At 41.9% G+C, this 18,292-nt stretch carries 20 protein-coding genes; 14 read left to right on the top strand and 6 right to left on the bottom strand.

Annotated features, from left to right (window positions below; genetic code table 11):
- Positions 1-70: 70 nt before the first annotated feature.
- Together AC4E8A_RS06150 and AC4E8A_RS06155 are read left to right on the top strand one after the other, a co-directional pair.
- Positions 71-1,684 (top strand): long-chain fatty acid--CoA ligase, encoded by a 1,614-nt coding sequence (locus tag AC4E8A_RS06150; protein ID WP_490197420.1) that lies wholly within the window; start codon positions 71-73, stop codon positions 1,682-1,684.
- Positions 1,685-1,816: 132 nt separating this feature from the next.
- Positions 1,817-2,611 carry an enoyl-CoA hydratase gene (locus AC4E8A_RS06155; RefSeq protein WP_490197421.1) on the top strand — a complete coding sequence of 265 codons (795 nt, stop codon included), beginning with the start codon at positions 1,817-1,819 and terminating at the stop codon, positions 2,609-2,611.
- A gap of 40 nt (positions 2,612-2,651) precedes the next feature.
- Here AC4E8A_RS06155 and AC4E8A_RS06160 read toward each other — a convergent pair whose 3' ends face one another.
- A complete protein-coding gene (locus tag AC4E8A_RS06160) occupies positions 2,652-2,840 on the bottom strand; it encodes a YhzD family protein (RefSeq protein WP_490197423.1) in 189 nt (62 codons plus the stop codon).
- Between the two features lie 213 nt (positions 2,841-3,053).
- Here AC4E8A_RS06160 and AC4E8A_RS06165 point away from each other — a divergent pair, with 213 nt between their 5' ends.
- The 8 genes from AC4E8A_RS06165 (at position 3,054) to AC4E8A_RS06200 (ending at position 13,216) form a co-directional block, all read left to right on the top strand.
- The gene (locus AC4E8A_RS06165; RefSeq protein ID WP_490197424.1) at positions 3,054-3,953 is read left to right on the top strand and encodes an ABC transporter ATP-binding protein; all 900 of its coding nucleotides are present in this window, start codon (positions 3,054-3,056) and stop codon (positions 3,951-3,953) included.
- Positions 3,946-5,196 carry an ABC transporter permease gene (locus AC4E8A_RS06170; RefSeq protein WP_490197425.1) on the top strand — a complete coding sequence of 417 codons (1,251 nt, stop codon included), beginning with the start codon at positions 3,946-3,948 and terminating at the stop codon, positions 5,194-5,196. The genes AC4E8A_RS06165 and AC4E8A_RS06170 overlap by 8 nt, the downstream gene beginning before the upstream one ends.
- Before the next feature lie 148 nt (positions 5,197-5,344).
- A complete protein-coding gene (locus tag AC4E8A_RS06175) occupies positions 5,345-5,890 on the top strand; it encodes a P-loop NTPase family protein (protein WP_490197426.1) in 546 nt (181 codons plus the stop codon).
- A gap of 28 nt (positions 5,891-5,918) precedes the next feature.
- Positions 5,919-7,289, top strand: coding sequence for an NAD(P)/FAD-dependent oxidoreductase (locus AC4E8A_RS06180; protein ID WP_490198785.1), 1,371 nt, complete (start codon positions 5,919-5,921; stop codon positions 7,287-7,289).
- 148 nt (positions 7,290-7,437) lie between these two features.
- Positions 7,438-8,670, top strand: coding sequence for a metallophosphoesterase family protein (locus AC4E8A_RS06185; protein ID WP_490197427.1), 1,233 nt, complete (start codon positions 7,438-7,440; stop codon positions 8,668-8,670).
- 21 nt (positions 8,671-8,691) lie between these two features.
- Positions 8,692-11,670 carry an ATP-binding protein gene (locus AC4E8A_RS06190; RefSeq protein ID WP_490197428.1) on the top strand — a complete coding sequence of 993 codons (2,979 nt, stop codon included), beginning with the start codon at positions 8,692-8,694 and terminating at the stop codon, positions 11,668-11,670.
- Positions 11,671-11,818: 148 nt separating this feature from the next.
- Positions 11,819-12,760, top strand: a complete 942-nt coding sequence (gene yhaM / locus AC4E8A_RS06195) for a 3'-5' exoribonuclease YhaM (protein WP_490197429.1) — start codon at positions 11,819-11,821, stop codon at positions 12,758-12,760.
- Between the two features lie 276 nt (positions 12,761-13,036).
- Complete coding sequence (locus tag AC4E8A_RS06200) at positions 13,037-13,216, top strand: sporulation YhaL family protein (protein ID WP_490197430.1); 180 nt, start codon at positions 13,037-13,039, stop codon at positions 13,214-13,216.
- 49 nt (positions 13,217-13,265) lie between these two features.
- Here AC4E8A_RS06200 and AC4E8A_RS06205 read toward each other — a convergent pair whose 3' ends face one another.
- Positions 13,266-14,237, bottom strand: a complete 972-nt coding sequence (locus tag AC4E8A_RS06205; protein WP_490197432.1) for a peptidylprolyl isomerase — start codon at positions 14,235-14,237, stop codon at positions 13,266-13,268.
- A 190-nt stretch (positions 14,238-14,427) separates the two neighbouring features.
- Between AC4E8A_RS06205 and AC4E8A_RS06210 the strand changes: the two genes are divergently transcribed.
- The 3 genes from AC4E8A_RS06210 to AC4E8A_RS06220 all read left to right on the top strand — a co-directional run bounded on the left by AC4E8A_RS06210 (position 14,428) and on the right by AC4E8A_RS06220 (position 14,850).
- Positions 14,428-14,514 (top strand): YjcZ family sporulation protein, encoded by an 87-nt coding sequence (locus AC4E8A_RS06210; protein ID WP_490198786.1) that lies wholly within the window; start codon positions 14,428-14,430, stop codon positions 14,512-14,514.
- A gap of 88 nt (positions 14,515-14,602) precedes the next feature.
- The gene (locus AC4E8A_RS06215; protein WP_044022974.1) at positions 14,603-14,692 is read left to right on the top strand and encodes a YjcZ family sporulation protein; all 90 of its coding nucleotides are present in this window, start codon (positions 14,603-14,605) and stop codon (positions 14,690-14,692) included.
- 65 nt (positions 14,693-14,757) lie between these two features.
- The gene (locus tag AC4E8A_RS06220; protein ID WP_490197433.1) at positions 14,758-14,850 is read left to right on the top strand and encodes a YjcZ family sporulation protein; all 93 of its coding nucleotides are present in this window, start codon (positions 14,758-14,760) and stop codon (positions 14,848-14,850) included.
- A 593-nt stretch (positions 14,851-15,443) separates the two neighbouring features.
- Here AC4E8A_RS06220 and AC4E8A_RS06225 read toward each other — a convergent pair.
- Entirely contained in the window at positions 15,444-15,623 is a 180-nt protein-coding gene (locus AC4E8A_RS06225; RefSeq protein WP_113928232.1) for a hypothetical protein, read from the bottom strand.
- Positions 15,624-15,780: 157 nt separating this feature from the next.
- Entirely contained in the window at positions 15,781-16,329 is a 549-nt protein-coding gene (locus AC4E8A_RS06230) for a DUF3267 domain-containing protein (protein WP_490197435.1), read from the bottom strand.
- 314 nt (positions 16,330-16,643) lie between these two features.
- On the opposite strand from AC4E8A_RS06230, the gene AC4E8A_RS06235 reads away from it, so the two are divergent.
- Positions 16,644-16,973 (top strand): DUF1878 family protein, encoded by a 330-nt coding sequence (locus tag AC4E8A_RS06235; protein WP_490197436.1) that lies wholly within the window; start codon positions 16,644-16,646, stop codon positions 16,971-16,973.
- On the opposite strand, the gene AC4E8A_RS06240 is transcribed toward AC4E8A_RS06235, so the two are convergent.
- Both AC4E8A_RS06240 and AC4E8A_RS06245 read right to left on the bottom strand, forming a co-directional pair.
- On the bottom strand, positions 16,974-17,543 hold the full coding sequence (locus AC4E8A_RS06240) for an HTH-type transcriptional regulator Hpr (protein ID WP_490197437.1): 570 nt from the start codon (positions 17,541-17,543) through the stop codon (positions 16,974-16,976).
- Positions 17,544-17,769: 226 nt separating this feature from the next.
- Positions 17,770-18,126: a YtxH domain-containing protein gene (locus AC4E8A_RS06245; protein WP_490197438.1), complete on the bottom strand. Its 357-nt coding sequence runs from the start codon at positions 18,124-18,126 to the stop codon at positions 17,770-17,772.
- Between the last annotated feature and the right edge of the window lie 166 nt (positions 18,127-18,292).

Genomic DNA, 18,292 nt, shown 5'->3' on the forward strand with positions numbered 1-18,292 from the left:
TAGGTAGGATAGCATATATTTTATTGTAGTGTTTTGAAAGCGATTTCACAAATGATGGGAGAGATGTCAAATGATGAATACTCCTTTGCTGCTGACACAAATGATTGAACGCGCTGAAAAGTATTATCCGAAGAAAGAAATCGTTTCTCGAACTGAAAGCGGAGTGAACAGATTTACCTATAAGGAGATGGCTTCCCGGACAAGAAGGCTTGCAAGCGCTCTTGAAAAGCTGGAAGTGGGAGAAGGGGATAAAGTGGGTACACTTGCCTGGAATCACCACAGGCATTTGGAAGCGTACTTTGCCATTCCATGCAGCGGAGCTGTCCTGCATACCATCAATATCAGGCTTGCCCCTCAGCATATCATTTACATAATCAATCATGCGGAAGATAAGGTCCTTTTGATTGACTCAGATATAGTGCCGTTGATCGAAAAGGTGAAAGACCAGTTGAAAACAGTTGAAGCTTTCGTCATTATGACCGATAGCGACAGTCTCCCGGAAACCAGCCTTTCACCTGTCTATCATTATGAAGAACTCCTTGCTGAAGGAAATCCAGAGTACCCATTCCGACATGACTTGGACGAAAATGCGCCTGCTGGCATGTGTTATACCAGTGCCACCACTGGAAACCCTAAAGGGATTGTATACTCTCACAGAGGGATTGTCCTGCACAGCATGGCGCTTGGACTTGCCGACACTACAGGGGTTTCTGAAAAGGATATTGCCCTTCCGGTGGTGCCGATGTTTCATGTGAATGCATGGGGTCTTCCATTTGCGGCAACATGGTTTGGGACGTCCCAAGTCCTCCCTGGACCTTATTTCACCCCTAAGCTGCTGGCGGAATTGATGCAGGAAGAAAAAGTGACAATAACGGCTGGGGTACCGACGATCTGGCTTGGCCTTTTAAAGGAACTTGATGAAAATGAATATGATCTCTCCAGTCTCCGATCCATTCTTTGCGGAGGATCGGCAGCACCGCTTGGCATGATCAAAGCTTTTGAGGAAAAGCATGGAATCCCGTTTATGCACGCATATGGCATGACCGAAACCAGTCCGCTTGCCACAGTAACCGGAGAGAAAAGCTATATGGAAGAATGGGGAAAAGAAGAGAAATACAATGTGAAAGCAAAACAGGGAATTCTCGTGCCTGGTCTGGAGATGAAGATCATCGGAAAAGACGGGGAAGTATCCTGGGACGGAAAAGAAATGGGAGAATTGACGATAAGAGGACCATGGATTGCCTCTGAATATTATAAAGATGAAAGAACAGCAGAAGCCTTCCGCGATGGCTGGCTGTACACAGGGGATGTGGTAACAGTCGATGAAGAAGGGTTTGTGAAAGTCGTCGACAGAACGAAGGATCTTGTGAAATCAGGGGGTGAATGGATTTCCTCTGTCGATTTGGAAAATGCACTGATGGCCCATGAAAGCATTTTTGAGGCTGCGGTTGTGGCTGTTCCCCACCCTGAATGGCAAGAGCGGCCAGTTGCCTGTGTCGTCTTAAAAGAAGGCGGCCACCAGAATACGACAAAAGAAGAAATCTATGAATTTCTCAAGCCGCAATTTGCCAAGTGGTGGCTGCCGGATGAAATCCTCTTTTTCGAGGAAATCCCGAAAACATCAGTCGGTAAATTCCTGAAACGGGCACTGCGTGACCAAGTAAAAGATCGGGTTGGTCAGTAAATAGGAAAGAAAGCCGGGAGCTTCCCGGCTTTCTTTAATTAGCTCAACTGTCTTTTTACAATATATTGTTATATAATAATTGATGGAATATTATAAAAATTTATAAATGAGAGTACATAAGGGGTGTATGTCATGAATGCAAATGCACTGTATGAAACCATCAAAATTGACAGGGACGGCAAGACTGCGACTGTCACTTTAAACCGGCCGAAATCCTTAAATGCGATGAACCCGAAAATGATGAGGGAGCTATTGAACTGCCTCAAAGAAATTAAGAAAGATGATGAGATCCTGATTCTTGTCTTGAAAGGGGAAGGAAGAGGTTTTTCCTCAGGCGGCGATATCAAGGAAATGCTGAGTCTGGGGGGGCAGGAGGAATTTTCTGAGATCATGGAAGTGATCAATGACCTATCGATGACTCTCTACACGATGAAAAAACTGACTATTGCAGGAGTTCACGGAGCTGCTGCCGGCTTGGGGTTGAGCCTGGCCCTGGCTGCCGATTATATCATCTGTGAAGAAGACAGCAAACTGGCGATGAATTTTATCGGTATTGGATTGATACCGGACGGCGGCGGCCACTTCTTTCTTCAGGAACGGCTAGGGACGTGCAGGGCTAAAAAGCTGATGTGGACAGGAAAGGTGATCGAGGGGCAGGAAGCCTTGATGAAAAAGCTTGTGGACGAAGCCACTCCATCCGGAAAGTTGGATAGAGCCGTTGAAAAGTATATCACGGAATGTTTGCAGAAACCTTTAATGTCAATCATTGAATCAAAAGCGATTTTTGCCGAGCTGAATAAAGGTCGATTGGAAAAGGCCTTGCAGCTTGAGAAAGCCGGGCAGTGGAAAATGCGCCAGACCCATGACCACCAAGAAGGTATAAAAGCGTTTGTAGAGAAAAGAAAGCCGCACTTTAAGGGGAAGTAATACGAACGGGATGAGCCATGGCTCATCCCGTTTGCTGCTATCAAGGGTGAAATAGTATTAATTTCCCTAGAGGAGATGCACAGCGGTGAGTGTGATCCTCATATCCTTTTTCTTCTAATATTCCTTTGCCGATTGTCTTTGCTTCGTCATCAGAAGGAGCTTCGAAGGAATCTTCAAATATGCTTTCCCCTGTTTGCTCAAAAACTGTCAATTTGTAAACTTTCATCATTTTTATCCCCTTTTGAAAAATTCTGATAGTTACTATTATTCTTGCATAATTTTTAAAAATAATAAAGTTTTTAATTGTATTTAGATTTTTATAGAAATAGGGAACTTAATTCCTATACAATCGTATATATAGCTGGAATATATACTCAAAATAGGAAAAGACGGTGCAGAGATACTGGCATCGGATGTGGGGAAGGAAAAGGAGGACACAAGAATGGTTCTGTCACTGAATAACGTAACCAAACGGTTCGGGAACTTTACAGCAGTGGACAATTTATCAATCAGTATACCGGAGAAAGAAATGTTCGGTTTCCTGGGTGGGAACGGTGCAGGCAAGACGACTACTTTCAGGATGATACTCGGTCTGATGGACCCAAGCGGAGGAACAATAACCTGGAATGGGAAAAAAATTGATTATTCCACAAGTCCTGAAATAGGCTATCTTCCTGAAGAGCGGGGATTGTATCCAAAAATGAAGGTGAATGATCAGATCATTTATCTCGCCCGTTTAAGAGGAATGGATAAAAAAGAAGCTGAAAAAGAACTAGAATACTGGCTGAAGAGGTTCAATGTTCCTGAATATAAAAACAAGAAGGTTGAGGAATTATCAAAAGGAAATCAACAAAAGATTCAATTAATCGCCTCCATCATACATAAGCCGAAATTGCTGATCCTGGATGAGCCATTCAGCGGACTTGACCCGGTAAATGTTGAACTGCTGAAGGATGCGGTAGGCGAGATCAAAGAAAGTGGAACCACTATCGTGTTTTCAAGCCACAGGATGGAACATGTAGAGGAACTTTGTGAGAATCTATGTATTATGCATAAAGGTACCCCGGTCGTTCATGGTGGTTTGAAAGAAATCAAACGGTCATTTGGAAAGAAAAATGTTACTATTCATGCAGATTTTGATTTGAGCTTCCTGGAGGCTGTTTCCGGAGTGGCAAAGGCAAAGAAAACAACCGAAGGGATCCAGCTGCAGGTGGAATCGGAAGATATAGCAAAGGACATTTTCAATGAAGTGGTGAAAAAAGGCTTTGTCCGCAAGTTTGAATTGGAAGAGCCGTCCTTGAATGATATTTTCATCGAAAAGGTGGGTACTTCTTATGAATAATTTTTTCCTGATGCTATCACAATCCTATTTAAATAAATTAAAGGCGAAATCCTTTATTATTACCACCCTTATTGTAGCAGCCGGCATCTTTCTGCTCGTGAACTTACAGGATATCATTGAAAGTTTCAGCGGCGATGAGCAGGATACAGTGGCTGTAGTAGATGAAAGCGGTGAGCTTTACGAGCCGTTTGCTGCACAGGTCGGCACACTGAATGAAGATTTAAAGCTGGAACAAACAAGTGAAAGTGAAGAAAGTTTAAAAGAAAGCGTAGAAGAAGGCACCTATAATGGTTATTTGATACTATCTGAAGATGAAAGCGGGCTGCCGCAAGGGATATACAAATCAGAATCGATTTCAGAATCAACAGTTGCGGGTGATCTGCAAAATGCACTTCAGGGAATCAAATCTGCAAAGGCTGCACAAAATCTGGAATTGTCTCCTGAAGAGCTTGCTTCGTTAAGTGCACCGGTTTCGTTTGAAAGGGAAGCTCTCGTAGAAGGCGCAAAATCGGAAGAAGAGTTGAACCAGGCGCGCGGAATCGTGTATATCCTGCTGTTTTTCATCTATATCACAGTAATTGCCTATGCTAACATGATTGCGATGGAAGTAGCAACAGAAAAGTCATCACGCGTAATGGAAATTCTCATTTCAAGTGTTTCCCCAGTTAAGCAAATGTTCGCAAAGATCATAGGAATCGGGCTTGTCGGGTTGACCCAGCTCACGGTACTGCTGGGCATTGGTTACCTCGCACTGACTAGCAAAGCAGATTCGCAGCTTGGAGGGGTTATGGAATTTTTTGGATTTAATGATGTAAATGTGAGCGTCATCATATACGCCATTGTGTTCTTCCTTCTCGGTTATTTTCTTTATGCAACACTTGCGGCACTTCTTGGTTCCCTGGTCAGCCGGATTGAAGATGTACAGCAAATGATCATGCCAATGACATTCCTGGTCATGATCGGGTTCTTTATTGCCATGTACGGATTGAGCAGCCCGGAAGCAGGCTTTATCACGGCGGCATCTTACGTTCCGTTCTTCACGCCGATGGTCATGTTCCTGCGGGTCGGAATGCTCAATATCCCTGCTTGGGAACCATTCCTTGGCATCGGAGTCCTTCTCCTTTCCATCCTGTTTCTTGGCTGGTTCGGAGCAAGGGTTTATCGCGGAGGAGTATTGATGTACGGAAAATCCAATTCATTTAAAGATATCAAAAAAGCGATTGAACTGACTAAGAAAAATTAACACCTTGCAAAGCAGTTTCCCGGCCTGGGAAATTGCTTTTTTTATTGGAAAGAAAAAACAAAGAGGTATTCTCCATATTAGAATCGAATTTTTAAAAGATGCACTTATCCTGAATACGTATTTTTATATTGAAAAGAGGCGTTAGCGGATGGAAAGGATTATGGTGGTGGGAATATCAGCAGGCGTTGGGAAAACGACGTTTGCGAGAAGGCTTGGAGAAATCCTTGGTATTGAGGTAACGCACCTTGATTCACTGTATTGGAAACCGGGATGGGTAGAGGCCGAACTGGAGGAGTTTTCTGCCTCACAAAAGGAAGTCGTCAAAAAGCAGCAATGGATCATCGAAGGAAATTACAGCAATACATTTGAGCTGCGTTTTAATCATGCGGATACAATCGTTTATTTAGAGCTGCCCATGTATGTGTGCCTGTATCGCGTAGTGAAGAGATGGCTGACAAATTTAGGGGAAAACCGGCCGGACATGGGTGAGGGATGCACAGAAAAGATGGAATGGGCTTTTCTGAAGTTCATCATCACCACCTATCATTCCCGGAAAAACAAAATGGAGAACAGGATGGAACGATTTCCATTATTGGGTCCTGGAAAGAAAGTATTCAAATTGAGGAATAAAAGGGAGATCTCCGCTTTTTTAGCAGAAATGGAGGGAAAGGCAGACAAGAGGAGGATAATTTAAAAAGGAGGTAAGATTTGTGAAGGACTGCATGTATGATATCACCATTATTGGAGCAGGCGTGAGCGGTGTTTTCACAGCCTTTCAGTTAATCAAAGAAAACAGGCATCTGAACATACATATCATTGACCTTGGAAAAAAGTTAGAGGACCGCGTCTGTGGATTGGAAGCAGGAGGCGAATGTACCTGCGGGGAAAACTGCAGCCAATATACCGGTTTTGCCGGGCTGGGAAGGTCTGAAGGGAAATTCAATTATACAAATGATTTCGGTGGTGAGCTTGGAAGGGAAATTGGTGAAAACCAGGCAATGGAATTAATGAATGAGGTTGATGATATCCTTTGTGCGTTTGGCGGAGACGGCGTGAAGACATACAACACCGAGAATAAGCCGTTAGCCGAAAAGGCAAAGCAGCACTCATTAAGGGTCCTCTCTACTAAAGTCCGGCATCTCGGAACACGGTTGGCTAAAGAAGTCTTTCAGCGCATGTATGAATACTTGAGAAACGCGAACATCACCTTCACATTTGAAAAATTGATAGAATCGTTTCATCCTACTGATGAAGGTTTTCTTTTGCGCTCAAAAGATGAGGTGTATCAGACGAAGGACCTCGTACTGGCTACTGGTATGAGCGGCAGTAAATGGTTGAAGTCTCAGATGGAATCCTTGGGCATTTCTCTTTCAAAAACAAGAATTGATTTAGGACTCCGGATTGAGATGAAAGGGAGTCAGCTTCAGGCTATCCTTCAGGATACCTTTGAAACAAAACTTACATATTTGGGTGACTCATACACCGCTACTACCTACTGCATGAATCCTGAAGGAAGGATCATCCGGAAACATCAGCATGGCTTGGTGATGCCTGACGGACAAAATTTGAGAGAACGCGGGACGCCAAGTCCAAATCTTAATTTCACTCTGTTTGTGCCTCGTTACTTTCTCTCATACGAAGAAGCACAAAAGCATGCCAGGTCCATCATTGGAAATATCAATAAAGGAATCGGCCGTATCGTGGTACAAAGGCTTGAAGATCTCAAGCTTGATAGACAAACAGTGAGGCTGGACAATAATAAGGTTGTCCCATCGCTGGAAGCGGATACTGGTAACCTCAAAGATGAAATCCCTGAACTATACACAAAGGCTGCATTGGAAATGTTATCTGCCCTTGAAGGGCTGATTGGTGAACAAATTCATGGTGATACTTTGTTATATGGGATTGATGCAAAATTTTATGAACCTAAGGTCTATACCAACTCTAACTTTGAAACCGAGATTCGGCATTTATATTTGATTGGGGATTGTTCTGGAGAGACGCATTCTCTTTCTCAAGCGGCCGCGAGCGGTATCTGGATGGGGAAGCATCTCGCTGGAAAACCTGATGCAAATCATTTAGTTTCACCTTGATTATTTAGAATGGACTCATTTGGAAGCCTGATAAACTAGGCTTCTTTTTATTTGGATTTTCATGCGGAATCCTTATTTTTTTGGGAAAAGTAGTCTATAATAAAAGAATAAGAGAACGTGTATTCGTATTCAGGAAGAAGGGATATTGATGAACGAAATTCGGTTCATACATACTGCAGACCTGCATTTGGACAGTCCTTTTAAAGGATTGAAGCATATGCCGGAAGAACTGTTCCAGAGGATAAGGAACAGTACTTTTCGATCTTTAGAAAGAATAGTAGACAGGGCAATCGGGTTGAGGGTTGATTTCATTCTGATGGCAGGCGACCTCTATGACGAAGAAGACAGAAGCATCCGTGCACAGGCAAGGCTGAAAAAGCAGTTTGAGCGTCTTGATGAAGCTGGGATCTCAGTTTATGTCATTCACGGTAATCACGATTACCTTGGCAACTACTGGTCCCACTTACAAATGCCTGCGAATGTAAAGATTTTCAACAGTGAGATAGAGAAGGTCATCCATCATACGGTTGAAGGAAGAAAGGTTCATTTATACGGTTTCAGTTACGATACCCGCCATGTGCATGAAAGGAAAATTGCGGCTTATCCTGCTGCATCCAATGATGGGGGAATTCACATAGGCCTCCTTCATGGTAGTGAGACGGGGGGGACAGCAGGTCATGAACCTTATGCACCATTCACAATTAAAGAGTTAAAAGAGAAAAACTATCACTATTGGGCATTGGGGCATATTCATGTCCGGGAAGAACTGTCGATGTGCCCGCCTATAATATACCCGGGAAATATCCAGGGAAGGAACCGAAAAGAAATTGGGCGTAAGGGGTGTTATGCAGTAACAGTAAATGATGAGGAAACCAAACTTGAATTTATTGAAACCCAGGAAATTCTTTGGGAGAAGACGTCGATTTCATTGAAAGCTATCACCAATCTCAGCCAAGTATTTGAATTATGCAGAGCCGACATTGAACTATACAGGAGAAAAGGCGGGACCATGCTGGAAATAGAGTTTTACAATGTAGAAGAGACAAGTGCTGAAATTTTGAACAAAATCAAAACCGGGGAGATTCTTGAAGCATTTCAAGATGGAGAGGAACACCAGGATGACTTTGTATGGGTTCATTCCATGAGAGTCAACAGAAGCGGGCAGATTGCTAATGTCGAAGAACAGGAAACCTTCATGAGCGATATGATTCAGGCTATCCTAAACTGGGACGAGCAGGGATGGGACGAAGTGGCTTCTGATCTCTTTCTTCATCCTCAGGCACACCGGTATATCGATTTACTGGATAGCGAGGAGAAGGATGAGATGAAGAAGTCTGCAGCGGAGATGCTGGCCACATCTTTTTCAAAAAAAAGGTCCTAGGAACAGGAGGAGGTGGATTGAATGCACATTACAGATATTCATATTTATGGATTTGGAAAGTGGGAAAATCTCAAACTGAATGAATTGAAGCATTTCTCCGTTTTCTACGGAGAGAATGAAGCTGGAAAGTCGACGATCATGGCTTTTATTCATGGTGTCCTATTTGGATTTCCTACAAAACTTCAATCCGAACAGCGATATGAGCCAAAGACCCATGCCAAATATGGAGGCAGATTGACGCTTTCTATGGAAGACGGCCAGTCCATTACAGTAGAGAGAGTGAAGGGAAAAGCAGCAGGCGATGTGACAGTGTTATATGAAGACGGTTCAATGGGTGGGGAAGAAGAGCTCAAGAAAGTATTGAAAGGTATTGACAAAGCTGCCTTTCAAGGGATCTTTTCATTCGATATCCATGGTTTGCAGGAGATTTCGCGCTTAAAAGAAGAAGAAATCAACCGGTACTTGTTCAGTTCAGGTATGACAGGGACAGATGCCATATTCAAATTGGAGGAACAATGGCAGAAGGAGCTTGACAGGTTATTCAAAAAGTCAGGCAGAAAACCCGAAATCAATCAAAAAATTGCAGAGTTAAGACAAACAGAATTACAGTTAAAAAAAGCGAAAGAAAAAAATGAGGCCTTTTCATTACTACTGGAAAAGAAAATGGCCTCTGAAAACACCCTGGCATCCCTATATCAAGAAAAAGAAAAGAGAGAGAAGGAATTCCACCAGATGGAGTCCTTGGAAAAGTCGTGGAATGACCTTCATGACTATCAGGGTATTCAGGCAAGGATCATGGAATTAAAAGATATTGATTCTTTTCCTGCAGACGGTTTCCAGCGTTTTGAAAAATGTCAAAGCCAGATAGTACAGCAAAAATCGGCAATGGAGGCGGCCGGTTTCCGCTTTTCAGAACTGAAAAGGACAATGGAGGAGACAAAGCCGGATAAGGACATCACAGACAATGCTTCCCTCCTGTCCTCTCTACTGGAGAAGCGGGAGTTGTTTACCAGGTGGAAGGATCAGGCGGCAGACCAAGAGAGAGAAAAGGCTCAATTGGAAGCAAAGATGGACCATCTTATGCAGGAGCTGAAAATCGAAGAAATAGATATCATAACAGATGTACAATTAGATATGGTAGCGAAGGATCGGGTGAATCATACCGAACAGGCACTAAATAAGCTTCAGTTGAAAAAGGAAACACTGAAAGACCGCATTCATTCTGAAGAAGTACAACTGCAATATCTCGAAGAACGATGTACAGAATTAGAAGATAAGCTCCTGGTGGAATCCCAATTTCAAGAGCTGCAACGAACAATCAAGGACACCAGGGAGGCAGATACTCTAAAGGCTCAATATGATTTGATTCAGGAACAGCTTAGAGAAAGTGAGAATAAAAGCAGCGCAAAAAGCCTGCAAGGAGCTTTATTGTTTGCTGGTCTCCTTTTCTCAATGGTCACTGCCATGCTTGTCTGGATTACGACAGATTCAATCTTTATAACTGGAGGAATCTTGGCTGGCTTACTGGCGGTGATGTTTTATTTTATCCGTTCACAGAAGAAACAGGATGAGAACGGATATGTGAGCGAGCTGAAAAGGAAAAGTGAAATTCTCAAGCGGCAAATGGAGGATCAGAATAATATAGAGAGTGTAAAGGACCGGACCTTACTGAAAGAACAAACTGAGTTGAGAGAATCATGGAAACAATGGATTTTAAAACTGGAAAATCAGCAGCATACCCTTTTGAACCTTCATGAGGAAGAACGGGAACTATTCATTGAGGAAGAAAAGCTCCAAGAAGAGTTTCGCAGACTGGCAAGGGAACTAAGTCTCCCTCCCGAAATGCATTGGGGTCTGCTTGGGGAAGCTTTCGATAAACTCAAGGAACTGAAGATCCTTTCTGAAGAGAAGCAAAACAAAACGGAAATGTATTGCAGCTATCTGCAGAAGATCACTCTTTTCGAGAAGGAGATAGAAGCTGCTGTTGAAGGGCTGCCTGTTAAGCAAACCACTACTGAAGAGACCTTAATAAGAGTAAAAGATGCTCTTGTGATGAACGAACGAAAGATCCTCGCCTATGACCAACTGAAACAACAGCTGGCAGATATCAAGGAGGAACTAGACTACAGCCATGCTCAAGTAAATGTTTTGGAGAAAGAAATGAATGAGCTCCTGGCAGCCGCCGATACGGAAACGATTGACGATTTTCGGCAAAAGGCTGTAAGGGTGGAAGAAAAGAATTCACTGGAACAACAGAAACGGATATTATTTAATCGCTTGGGCGCCCCCTTGATTGAATCTTTTTTTGAAGCAAAAAAAATAAATTTGGATGTCAGGGAGGCAAAGAGGAGTCTGGACGAAAGGCTTGCTTCGATTAAGCAAAATATCTATAAAGAAAATGAAAACCTTGCAGAGACAGTATATGAGATTTCAGTTCTTGAAGAAGGCGAGTCCTTCACCAGACTTCTTTATCAATATCAAGAACAGAAAGCCAGTGTTAACGAATTGTCCCGAGAGTGGCTGAAGTATTCTCTCGCACGCGCAGCTCTTCGAAAAACCATAGAGGAGTATAAAAAAGAAAAGCTTCCAAAAGTGATTCGTACTGCGGAGCACTACCTTGTGGTGCTGACGGGTGGAGAGTATTCAAGGATTCATTCTCAGCAGGATAGATATTTTATCATCCAAAGGAAAGACGGAATGAATTTCACACCGGATGAGCTCAGCCAGGGTACCAAAGAACAGGTTTACATCGCATTAAGAATTGCACTTGTCAAAGTACTGAAGGATGCTTACCCTATGCCGGTCATCATTGACGATGGATTCGTCAATTTTGATGAGAAGAGGACTGAAGCGGTCATCAAACTTCTTGAACAGTTAAAAGATGAAGTCCAGATATTATTCTTTACTTGTCACCCTCATATATTGAAAAAGGTGAAGAGCGGCGGGATTATCCATCTCAGTGGCTCAAAGCCGGGATCATTAGCCGTTGCTGGAGAGTAGAAGAATGCGAGAAACAAAGGCTGCTCCTCTTCAGTTTCCGGCCGTTTCTCCCCTGAAGGCCAGATAAATAAACAGAAGCCATTTCCAGCCAGTAAGAGGCTGGGAATATGGTATACTAGCAGAAATAATAGAAATGGGAGGAGTACTAATGTCTGGAATTGCACAATTTGATGTCGGCTCTTCAGTGGATTTATTCATGCTGATCAAGCAGACGACGAAAGGAACGACAAATACAGGGAAACCATTTTTAACCTTGATTCTGCAGGACAAAAGCGGTGATATCGAAGCGAAGCTCTGGGATGCCAGCGAGCAGGACGAGATAAGTTATCAGCCGGAAACGATTGTGAAGGTTTCCGGAGATATTCAAAGCTACAGAGGGAAGAACCAGCTTAGAATCAGGCAAATCAAACCAAGTGCTCCCGGCGATGGTTTGGAATTAAGCGATTTCCTTCAGACTGCACCTTTGAGCATTGACGAAATGACCAGCAAGATCACACAATATATCTTTGAAATGAAGAACCCGAACATTCAACGGATTACACGCCATCTTTTGAAGAAATACCAAAAGCCGTTTCTGGAATATCCGGCTGCCACCAAAAACCATCATGAATTTGTATCCGGATTAGCTTATCATGTAGTGTCTATGCTGGATTTGTCAAAATCCATTGCTTCGCTATACCCTTCTCTTGATACAGACCTTCTGTATTCCGGTGTCATCCTCCACGACCTTGGGAAAGTGTTTGAACTGTCAGGTCCAACATCGACATCCTACACAGTGGAAGGGAACCTGTTGGGACATATCTCAATCATGGTCAATGAAATCGGGAAGGCTGCAGATGAACTCGGCATTAAAGGGGAAGAAATCATGATCCTTCAACACCTTGTCCTCAGCCATCATGGAAAAGCAGAATGGGGGAGCCCTAAAACCCCGATGATCAGAGAAGCCGAAATCCTTCACTACATCGATAATATCGATGCAAAAATGAACATGCTGGACAAGGTCCTTGAGAAAACCAAGCCTGGAGAGTATACAGAAAGAGTATTCGCCCTTGATAACCGGTCTTTCTACAAGCCGACTTTCCATAAATAAAAAAGCAAAATGACTTTCGAATGAAAGTCATTTTGCTTTTTTACTAGGGTGTCCGATGTGGCTTAGGTGTAAGAGTGCGAGGACCTGCTATTACTACAATGAAATTCATCATTTTAAGAGGCATTTTGATGCTTTTTCTGTAGAATTTGTCTAGTTTAAATGTGTGATTGGAGCAGAGGGTAAGCAAGGGGAAGAAATCACCAGTCACATGTCATTTTATTGTGTGGACAGGCATATATTTGGAATAGCAGGACAAACAGTGGGGGGAATCGAATTATGACTTTGCCAATTTGGGTGTATTTCATTGTAGCAGGTATTTTTGTCAGTGCTTACATGGCGATGAAATCAGCGAAGGAAGATAGAGATGTGGAAAATGAATGGATAGAGCAGGAAGGGGATGTCTATATTAAACGAATGGAAGACGAGAAGGAAAGAAGGCGCCAGCCATCTGCTTAATACAAGATATACAAAAGGGAAGCACTTTGACAGTGCTTCCCTTTCCTTATTATTCTTCAGTTTGTTCAGCAGATTCATCAGCCGGGGCTTCCTCTGTTGGAGCTGGTGTTTCACCTTCAGGCATTGCAGGTGTCTCAGGAGGGTTTAAGATTTGTTCTAAGCTCTTTTCGAGATCTTCATCTTTAATCTCCAATTCGGCATCTTCGACAACCTGTTTCATGGCTTGTTGGATTTTTTCAGGAGTTACTTTCGATAACTTAAGTGATTTTTCAAGCTCATCTTTCATTTCATCGAAAGACTTCTTCTCTTTTTTGTCTGTTACTTCAATAATATGGTACCCGTATTGTGTTTTAATCGGATCACTGACTTTTCCGGTTTCAAGCTTGTCCAAAGCCTCAGAGAACTCAGGTACGAAATTCTGTCTGCCTTCATAGTCAACCCAGCCTAAGCTTCCGCCCTTTTCGGCAGATCCAGGATCATTGGAGTATTCCTTCGCCAGCTCTTCGAATTTACCTCCATCAGCAAGCTTCTGCTTTACTTCTTTAGCAGTGGCTTCATCATCAACCAGGATATGGCGCACTTCAATTTCCGGCTTCCAGTTATCGTAGTACTCTTTCAGCTCATCTTCAGATACTTTGACATCAGCAGTTGCGGCTTTTTCTTGCAGCAATTGAAGCTTAAGGTATTCACGGAAAGAGTCTTCATCCAAGTTGTATTGAGACAAGAACATTTCAAACTGAGGTCCCAGCTGGTCTTTTGCCTCGTTCAGCTTTTCATCGATCTCTGCTTTTGATACTTCATATTTATCGCTAAGAACTTTAGTCAGTACTAATTCTTGCAAGGCTTGTTCCATTTGAGGAGTGAATTTTTCTTTCATTGATGCATAAAGTTCTTCCTTCGTTACATCTCCTGCTTTCGTCTCAGCCACAATTTCGCCGTTATCGCTGCCACTATCATTGCTGCATGCAGATAATCCAATTACACCAGCGGCCAAAGACATTGTTAAGATCCATTTCTTCATAGGTATAACATCTCCTAATTGTTATATTGTCAATAAGGTTTGTCTGAAAACTACAAATCATACTATATCATAAACTTAACAGGAAAATAAACATTTTAATGGAGTGTTTTCTAAAAATTGGGCGTATATAACACCCATATCAGTTCCTCATACATAAGATATCTTGACTAGAGAAAAGGAGGTAATAACAATGGGCTACGGAAATCAATCAGGATTTGCACTGATCGTGGTGCTGTTCATTTTATTAATTATCGTAGGTGCAGCCTACATTTGCTAAGTTTTTCTCAGGAACTATGTTATTCGCCTAAACAAAAAATCATTAGTTGAATAAAATAAAGTAGCGCTTCTAAAGGAGGTGGAAAGTTATGGGTGGCTCATACGGATATGGCGGAGGATTCGCGTTGATCGTAGTATTGTTCATCTTGTTAATCATCGTAGGTGCAGCTTGGCTATAATTTAACCTCGCGGAGCATGAGGCACTGAGTGCTTTATGCTCCAAAAAAGAAAGGAGGAAGCGTGTATGTCTGGTGGATACGGTTATGGTGGAGGATTCGCTTTAGTCGTCGTATTGTTTATTTTGTTAATCATCATCGGCGCATCTTGGATCAACTAATCAGATGAAAATGTAAAAAGCAGCGGGCTGCCTTTCAAAGCAGTCCGTTTTGTTTATTGGTTTGAGTGGACATGGTCCTAAAGTACATAAAGAAACGGAGACATGGGAAAGTACCTTCAGGAGTACTATAGGACATGAATGATTGAAAAGGCAGAGGGAAGTGTGGAAAGATGGATTCTATAGGACATGCAAAGAGAAGAGGAATGGAAAGCATTGTAGAAAGATTCTATAGCTCTTAAAAAAGAGTAGGGGGGCATAGAACCGCCTGCTTTACAGATAGCCGGCTTCCTTGTTTTTTCGCTCCAGCGCTTGTCAGGTCTGAGCAAGCGCCTTCCGCATTTCATAGTCCAACTTCGCCTCCTAGCCCCTCGAGTCGCTTCACAAAAAATGAAGGAAACCCAAGTGCAGGCTTCCTTCATTTTTTGCTCCAGCGCTTGTCGGGCCAGAACAGTCGGCTCCGTTTTTTATTGTCCAGCTCCAGGCGCTAGCCCCTCGAGTCACTTCACAAAAAAACAAGGAAACCAAAGAGCCGGCTTCCTTGTTTTTTCGCTCCAGCGCTTGTCGGGTCTGAGCAAGCGCCTTCCGCATTTCAATTACGCATACAATATTTCTATGTATGATGAGATTAAGAGTATTGTTATAAGTATGTTGATGGTTCTGAAGACTTTTGGCTGTCGTTCTTCAGGTATTTCTTTTTGCAGACAAAGTGAGTTTGTCATTTGGTTTATAAAATAAAGGATAAATACTGAAAAAATGATAAAAATGGAGATCATTTTATCCCCTCCCTATATCTCCTATATGCTATACGATACCAAAATATCCACTAAATTGGTAGAATGAAGTTCCCAAAAATGAAGAAGAGGCATTTATAGATAGGGGAATCAGCTGTAAGGCTCCTTCAACTGTATAAAGCCGCCAATCGCTGACTATCTATATAGTGCCTCTTTGAAGGTTCAAAATTTCATAGCCGTCCTCATTTTCCTCAATCATCGCATCTCGCGGTGAGTATAGCAAACATTTAGCATACAGAAGATCGATTGTGCAAATTCCTGTATGATAAGCTGTTAAAATCGTAAAATAATGGGAGTAATGAGGCATCATGACACAGCCGGCCATCAGCACTGTGTTAATAAAGAAAAACGGGAATAACAGGGCAAGGATAAACCGGTATTTCGGAATGGGTTCACCCACACGGAAGTTAACAATTGGGATAAAGAAAAAATGACGCTTCACTTGGTATCTAATTTTATTTAAATAGGTCACTATCGGGACAACGTGCAGCAGCTTATGTGATGGGTAAATCAGAAGCAACCCTGCCATGAATATATAAAAATGAGTATCATAAAGATCCTCAGAGAGTATGAGATTGACAGGTACATAAATAAGTGTAAATACCATCATCATCACGATACCAGACAGGAAGATTACACGGCTGTGGCCGAATTGTTTTTCAAGATTGATTGTTTTCCAGCAATGCATAAAAAAATCGCCTCCATCAGACGACAAAGTTTAGTTTTTATATCTTTCGCTTTCATACTTTACGATGTCTGGTGGAAAAAATCAATAGAAAAATTAACATAAATCTGTAAAAAAAAAATTCAAATAATTTTTCCGTCACTACACTGAGAAACGGAAGCTTCTAAAATAGGCATATAGCAAGATGCCATGGGGTTTGATATGATTTATTTATAGAAATGAGTACTTCATTTCTTGGAAACTTGGTACAATATTTTTTTGAAATATTGATTAGTCTCATTTTGATATGTGAGAATGAGTGAGAAGGAGGGATATTAATGGATGAGATAAGAAAAAGGTTGGAGAACCTGGAATTTCAGCAAAAGCTGTTGTTAAGGATGATCCCTGATAAGGGTTATGATTTTTACAGACTTATCATTAAAAAAGGACTGTCAGAGGCGGAGGTACATAATTTCTATAATTTGTGTGAAAAACTGAACAATCATTCACAAGAACAAAAAGCGGAAGGATTTGTCTTTTTTGCTCCGCTTTTTAAAGAATTCACTGAAAAACTAGATCCCCGCCTGGCACCTGAAGAAGTAATAGAAGCGTGTATAGCCCAAGGGTTATATCCACTATTAATGGAACAGCTCCGGCGAAATCTGTAATTATACTTCTTTATCTTCAGAGATTTTTTGGAGCTTCCCATTTTCTTCAGTAAATTCGGCTTCGATGTTATGGAACGATTTTTCAAAGATCTCCATAAAGTCATTTCCGTATATGTTTTTGACGACAGCCATCATTTCAATCATATCCGGGAAGCGGCCATATAACTCTCTCAGAGGGGTCACCCCCTGAAAAATGGAGTGGTTTTCCGGCTTATAGTTCCTCATCAGCTCAAGTAAAACGCTTTCACCTTTTTCGGTAAGTTGAATATAGGTGTTGCGTTTATCATTTTCCCGCTTGGAAAAACGAAGCAATTCCCGTTCCTCCAGTTTCTTAGAAAAGTTGAAGGCAGTCGAAACATGCATGACGCCGAACTTGGCTACATCTGAAATGGATGCTCCTTTTAGATGATAGGAAATCCATAAGATATGATGTTCATTTATATTAAGGTCATAAGGTTTAATCCATTGCTGCCAGTCCTTTTCAATTGCTTTCCATAAAGCTTTGCTCAGTTGGGCCATTCTCTGGCTGAACAACATTGCTTCCTTCATTGAAAATTCTCTCTCTTCCATCCGACTCACCCGCTTTGCAAAAGTTATAAAAAAACCGTGTCCAGTGTTTACTAATCTCAGAGTTTGAAACTCTCTCTTTTATTATGCCAATAAAATAAAAATTAATAAAGGTTTAAATTTACAAAATTTTTAGAATGGTGGGATTTTCTTATAAAAAAGGGAGTAAATCTGTTATGTAAGCGTATAAAAAAGGCTCGGCTGAAAACCTTTACCGAACCCTTAAAAATTATTGTTTACTTATGGTTTGTTCCATATTTTCTGCCAGCTGCTCAATCGCGCTGATATCATCTTTGATATGCTGTATATTAGGTTCTGTGCTCCCTTGCCATGCTCCAATGGAACTTTGGATATCATCTTTAAGATGAGTGATGGTTTCCTTTCCTTCCGAGGAAAGACGGGAAACAGCATCTTTAACATCGACAGCATTTGTTTTTATTTCGGTGAAAACAGATTTCCATTCGTCTTTATTTTTCTTGATTTGGTCTTTAAGTTCTTTTCCGGACTGCGGAGCGGAAAGGAAGGCAGCCAAAGCACCGATTGCACTCCCTGCTAACACGCCATAGGTTATTGATTTTAATTTCATAAGTCTCTCTCCTCCATTTTATTTCTGCGTTCTTAATTCGACATACTCCTAATATATCCTTTTTACCCCTTTCAGCAATTCACTAATCAACTTTTCTCATAACGCTTGTAAAAAGGCATAAACATAGGTAAAGGATTGTTTAAGAAAGGCTCTTTTCGTAAGCCTA

It is taken from the genome of Bacillus sp. SRL337, from assembly GCF_984799155.1.

Coding starts and splice junctions, on each gene's coding strand:
- AC4E8A_RS06220 (WP_490197433.1), top strand. CDS start 14,758: ATGTCTGGTGGATACGGTTATGGTGGAGGATTCGCTTTAGTCGTCGTA.
- AC4E8A_RS06170 (WP_490197425.1), top strand. CDS start 3,946: ATGAATAATTTTTTCCTGATGCTATCACAATCCTATTTAAATAAATTA.
- AC4E8A_RS06180 (WP_490198785.1), top strand. CDS start 5,919: ATGTATGATATCACCATTATTGGAGCAGGCGTGAGCGGTGTTTTCACA.
- AC4E8A_RS06150 (WP_490197420.1), top strand. CDS start 71: ATGATGAATACTCCTTTGCTGCTGACACAAATGATTGAACGCGCTGAA.
- AC4E8A_RS06215 (WP_044022974.1), top strand. CDS start 14,603: ATGGGTGGCTCATACGGATATGGCGGAGGATTCGCGTTGATCGTAGTA.
- AC4E8A_RS06205 (WP_490197432.1), bottom strand. CDS start 14,237: ATGAAGAAATGGATCTTAACAATGTCTTTGGCCGCTGGTGTAATTGGA.
- AC4E8A_RS06235 (WP_490197436.1), top strand. CDS start 16,644: ATGGATGAGATAAGAAAAAGGTTGGAGAACCTGGAATTTCAGCAAAAG.
- AC4E8A_RS06225 (WP_113928232.1), bottom strand. CDS start 15,623: ATGATCTCCATTTTTATCATTTTTTCAGTATTTATCCTTTATTTTATA.
- AC4E8A_RS06155 (WP_490197421.1), top strand. CDS start 1,817: ATGAATGCAAATGCACTGTATGAAACCATCAAAATTGACAGGGACGGC.
- AC4E8A_RS06185 (WP_490197427.1), top strand. CDS start 7,438: ATGAACGAAATTCGGTTCATACATACTGCAGACCTGCATTTGGACAGT.
- AC4E8A_RS06175 (WP_490197426.1), top strand. CDS start 5,345: ATGGAAAGGATTATGGTGGTGGGAATATCAGCAGGCGTTGGGAAAACG.
- AC4E8A_RS06160 (WP_490197423.1), bottom strand. CDS start 2,840: ATGATGAAAGTTTACAAATTGACAGTTTTTGAGCAAACAGGGGAAAGC.
- AC4E8A_RS06200 (WP_490197430.1), top strand. CDS start 13,037: ATGACTTTGCCAATTTGGGTGTATTTCATTGTAGCAGGTATTTTTGTC.
- yhaM (WP_490197429.1), top strand. CDS start 11,819: ATGTCTGGAATTGCACAATTTGATGTCGGCTCTTCAGTGGATTTATTC.
- AC4E8A_RS06245 (WP_490197438.1), bottom strand. CDS start 18,126: ATGAAATTAAAATCAATAACCTATGGCGTGTTAGCAGGGAGTGCAATC.
- AC4E8A_RS06165 (WP_490197424.1), top strand. CDS start 3,054: ATGGTTCTGTCACTGAATAACGTAACCAAACGGTTCGGGAACTTTACA.
- AC4E8A_RS06190 (WP_490197428.1), top strand. CDS start 8,692: ATGCACATTACAGATATTCATATTTATGGATTTGGAAAGTGGGAAAAT.
- AC4E8A_RS06240 (WP_490197437.1), bottom strand. CDS start 17,543: ATGGAAGAGAGAGAATTTTCAATGAAGGAAGCAATGTTGTTCAGCCAG.
- AC4E8A_RS06230 (WP_490197435.1), bottom strand. CDS start 16,329: ATGCATTGCTGGAAAACAATCAATCTTGAAAAACAATTCGGCCACAGC.
- AC4E8A_RS06210 (WP_490198786.1), top strand. CDS start 14,428: ATGGGCTACGGAAATCAATCAGGATTTGCACTGATCGTGGTGCTGTTC.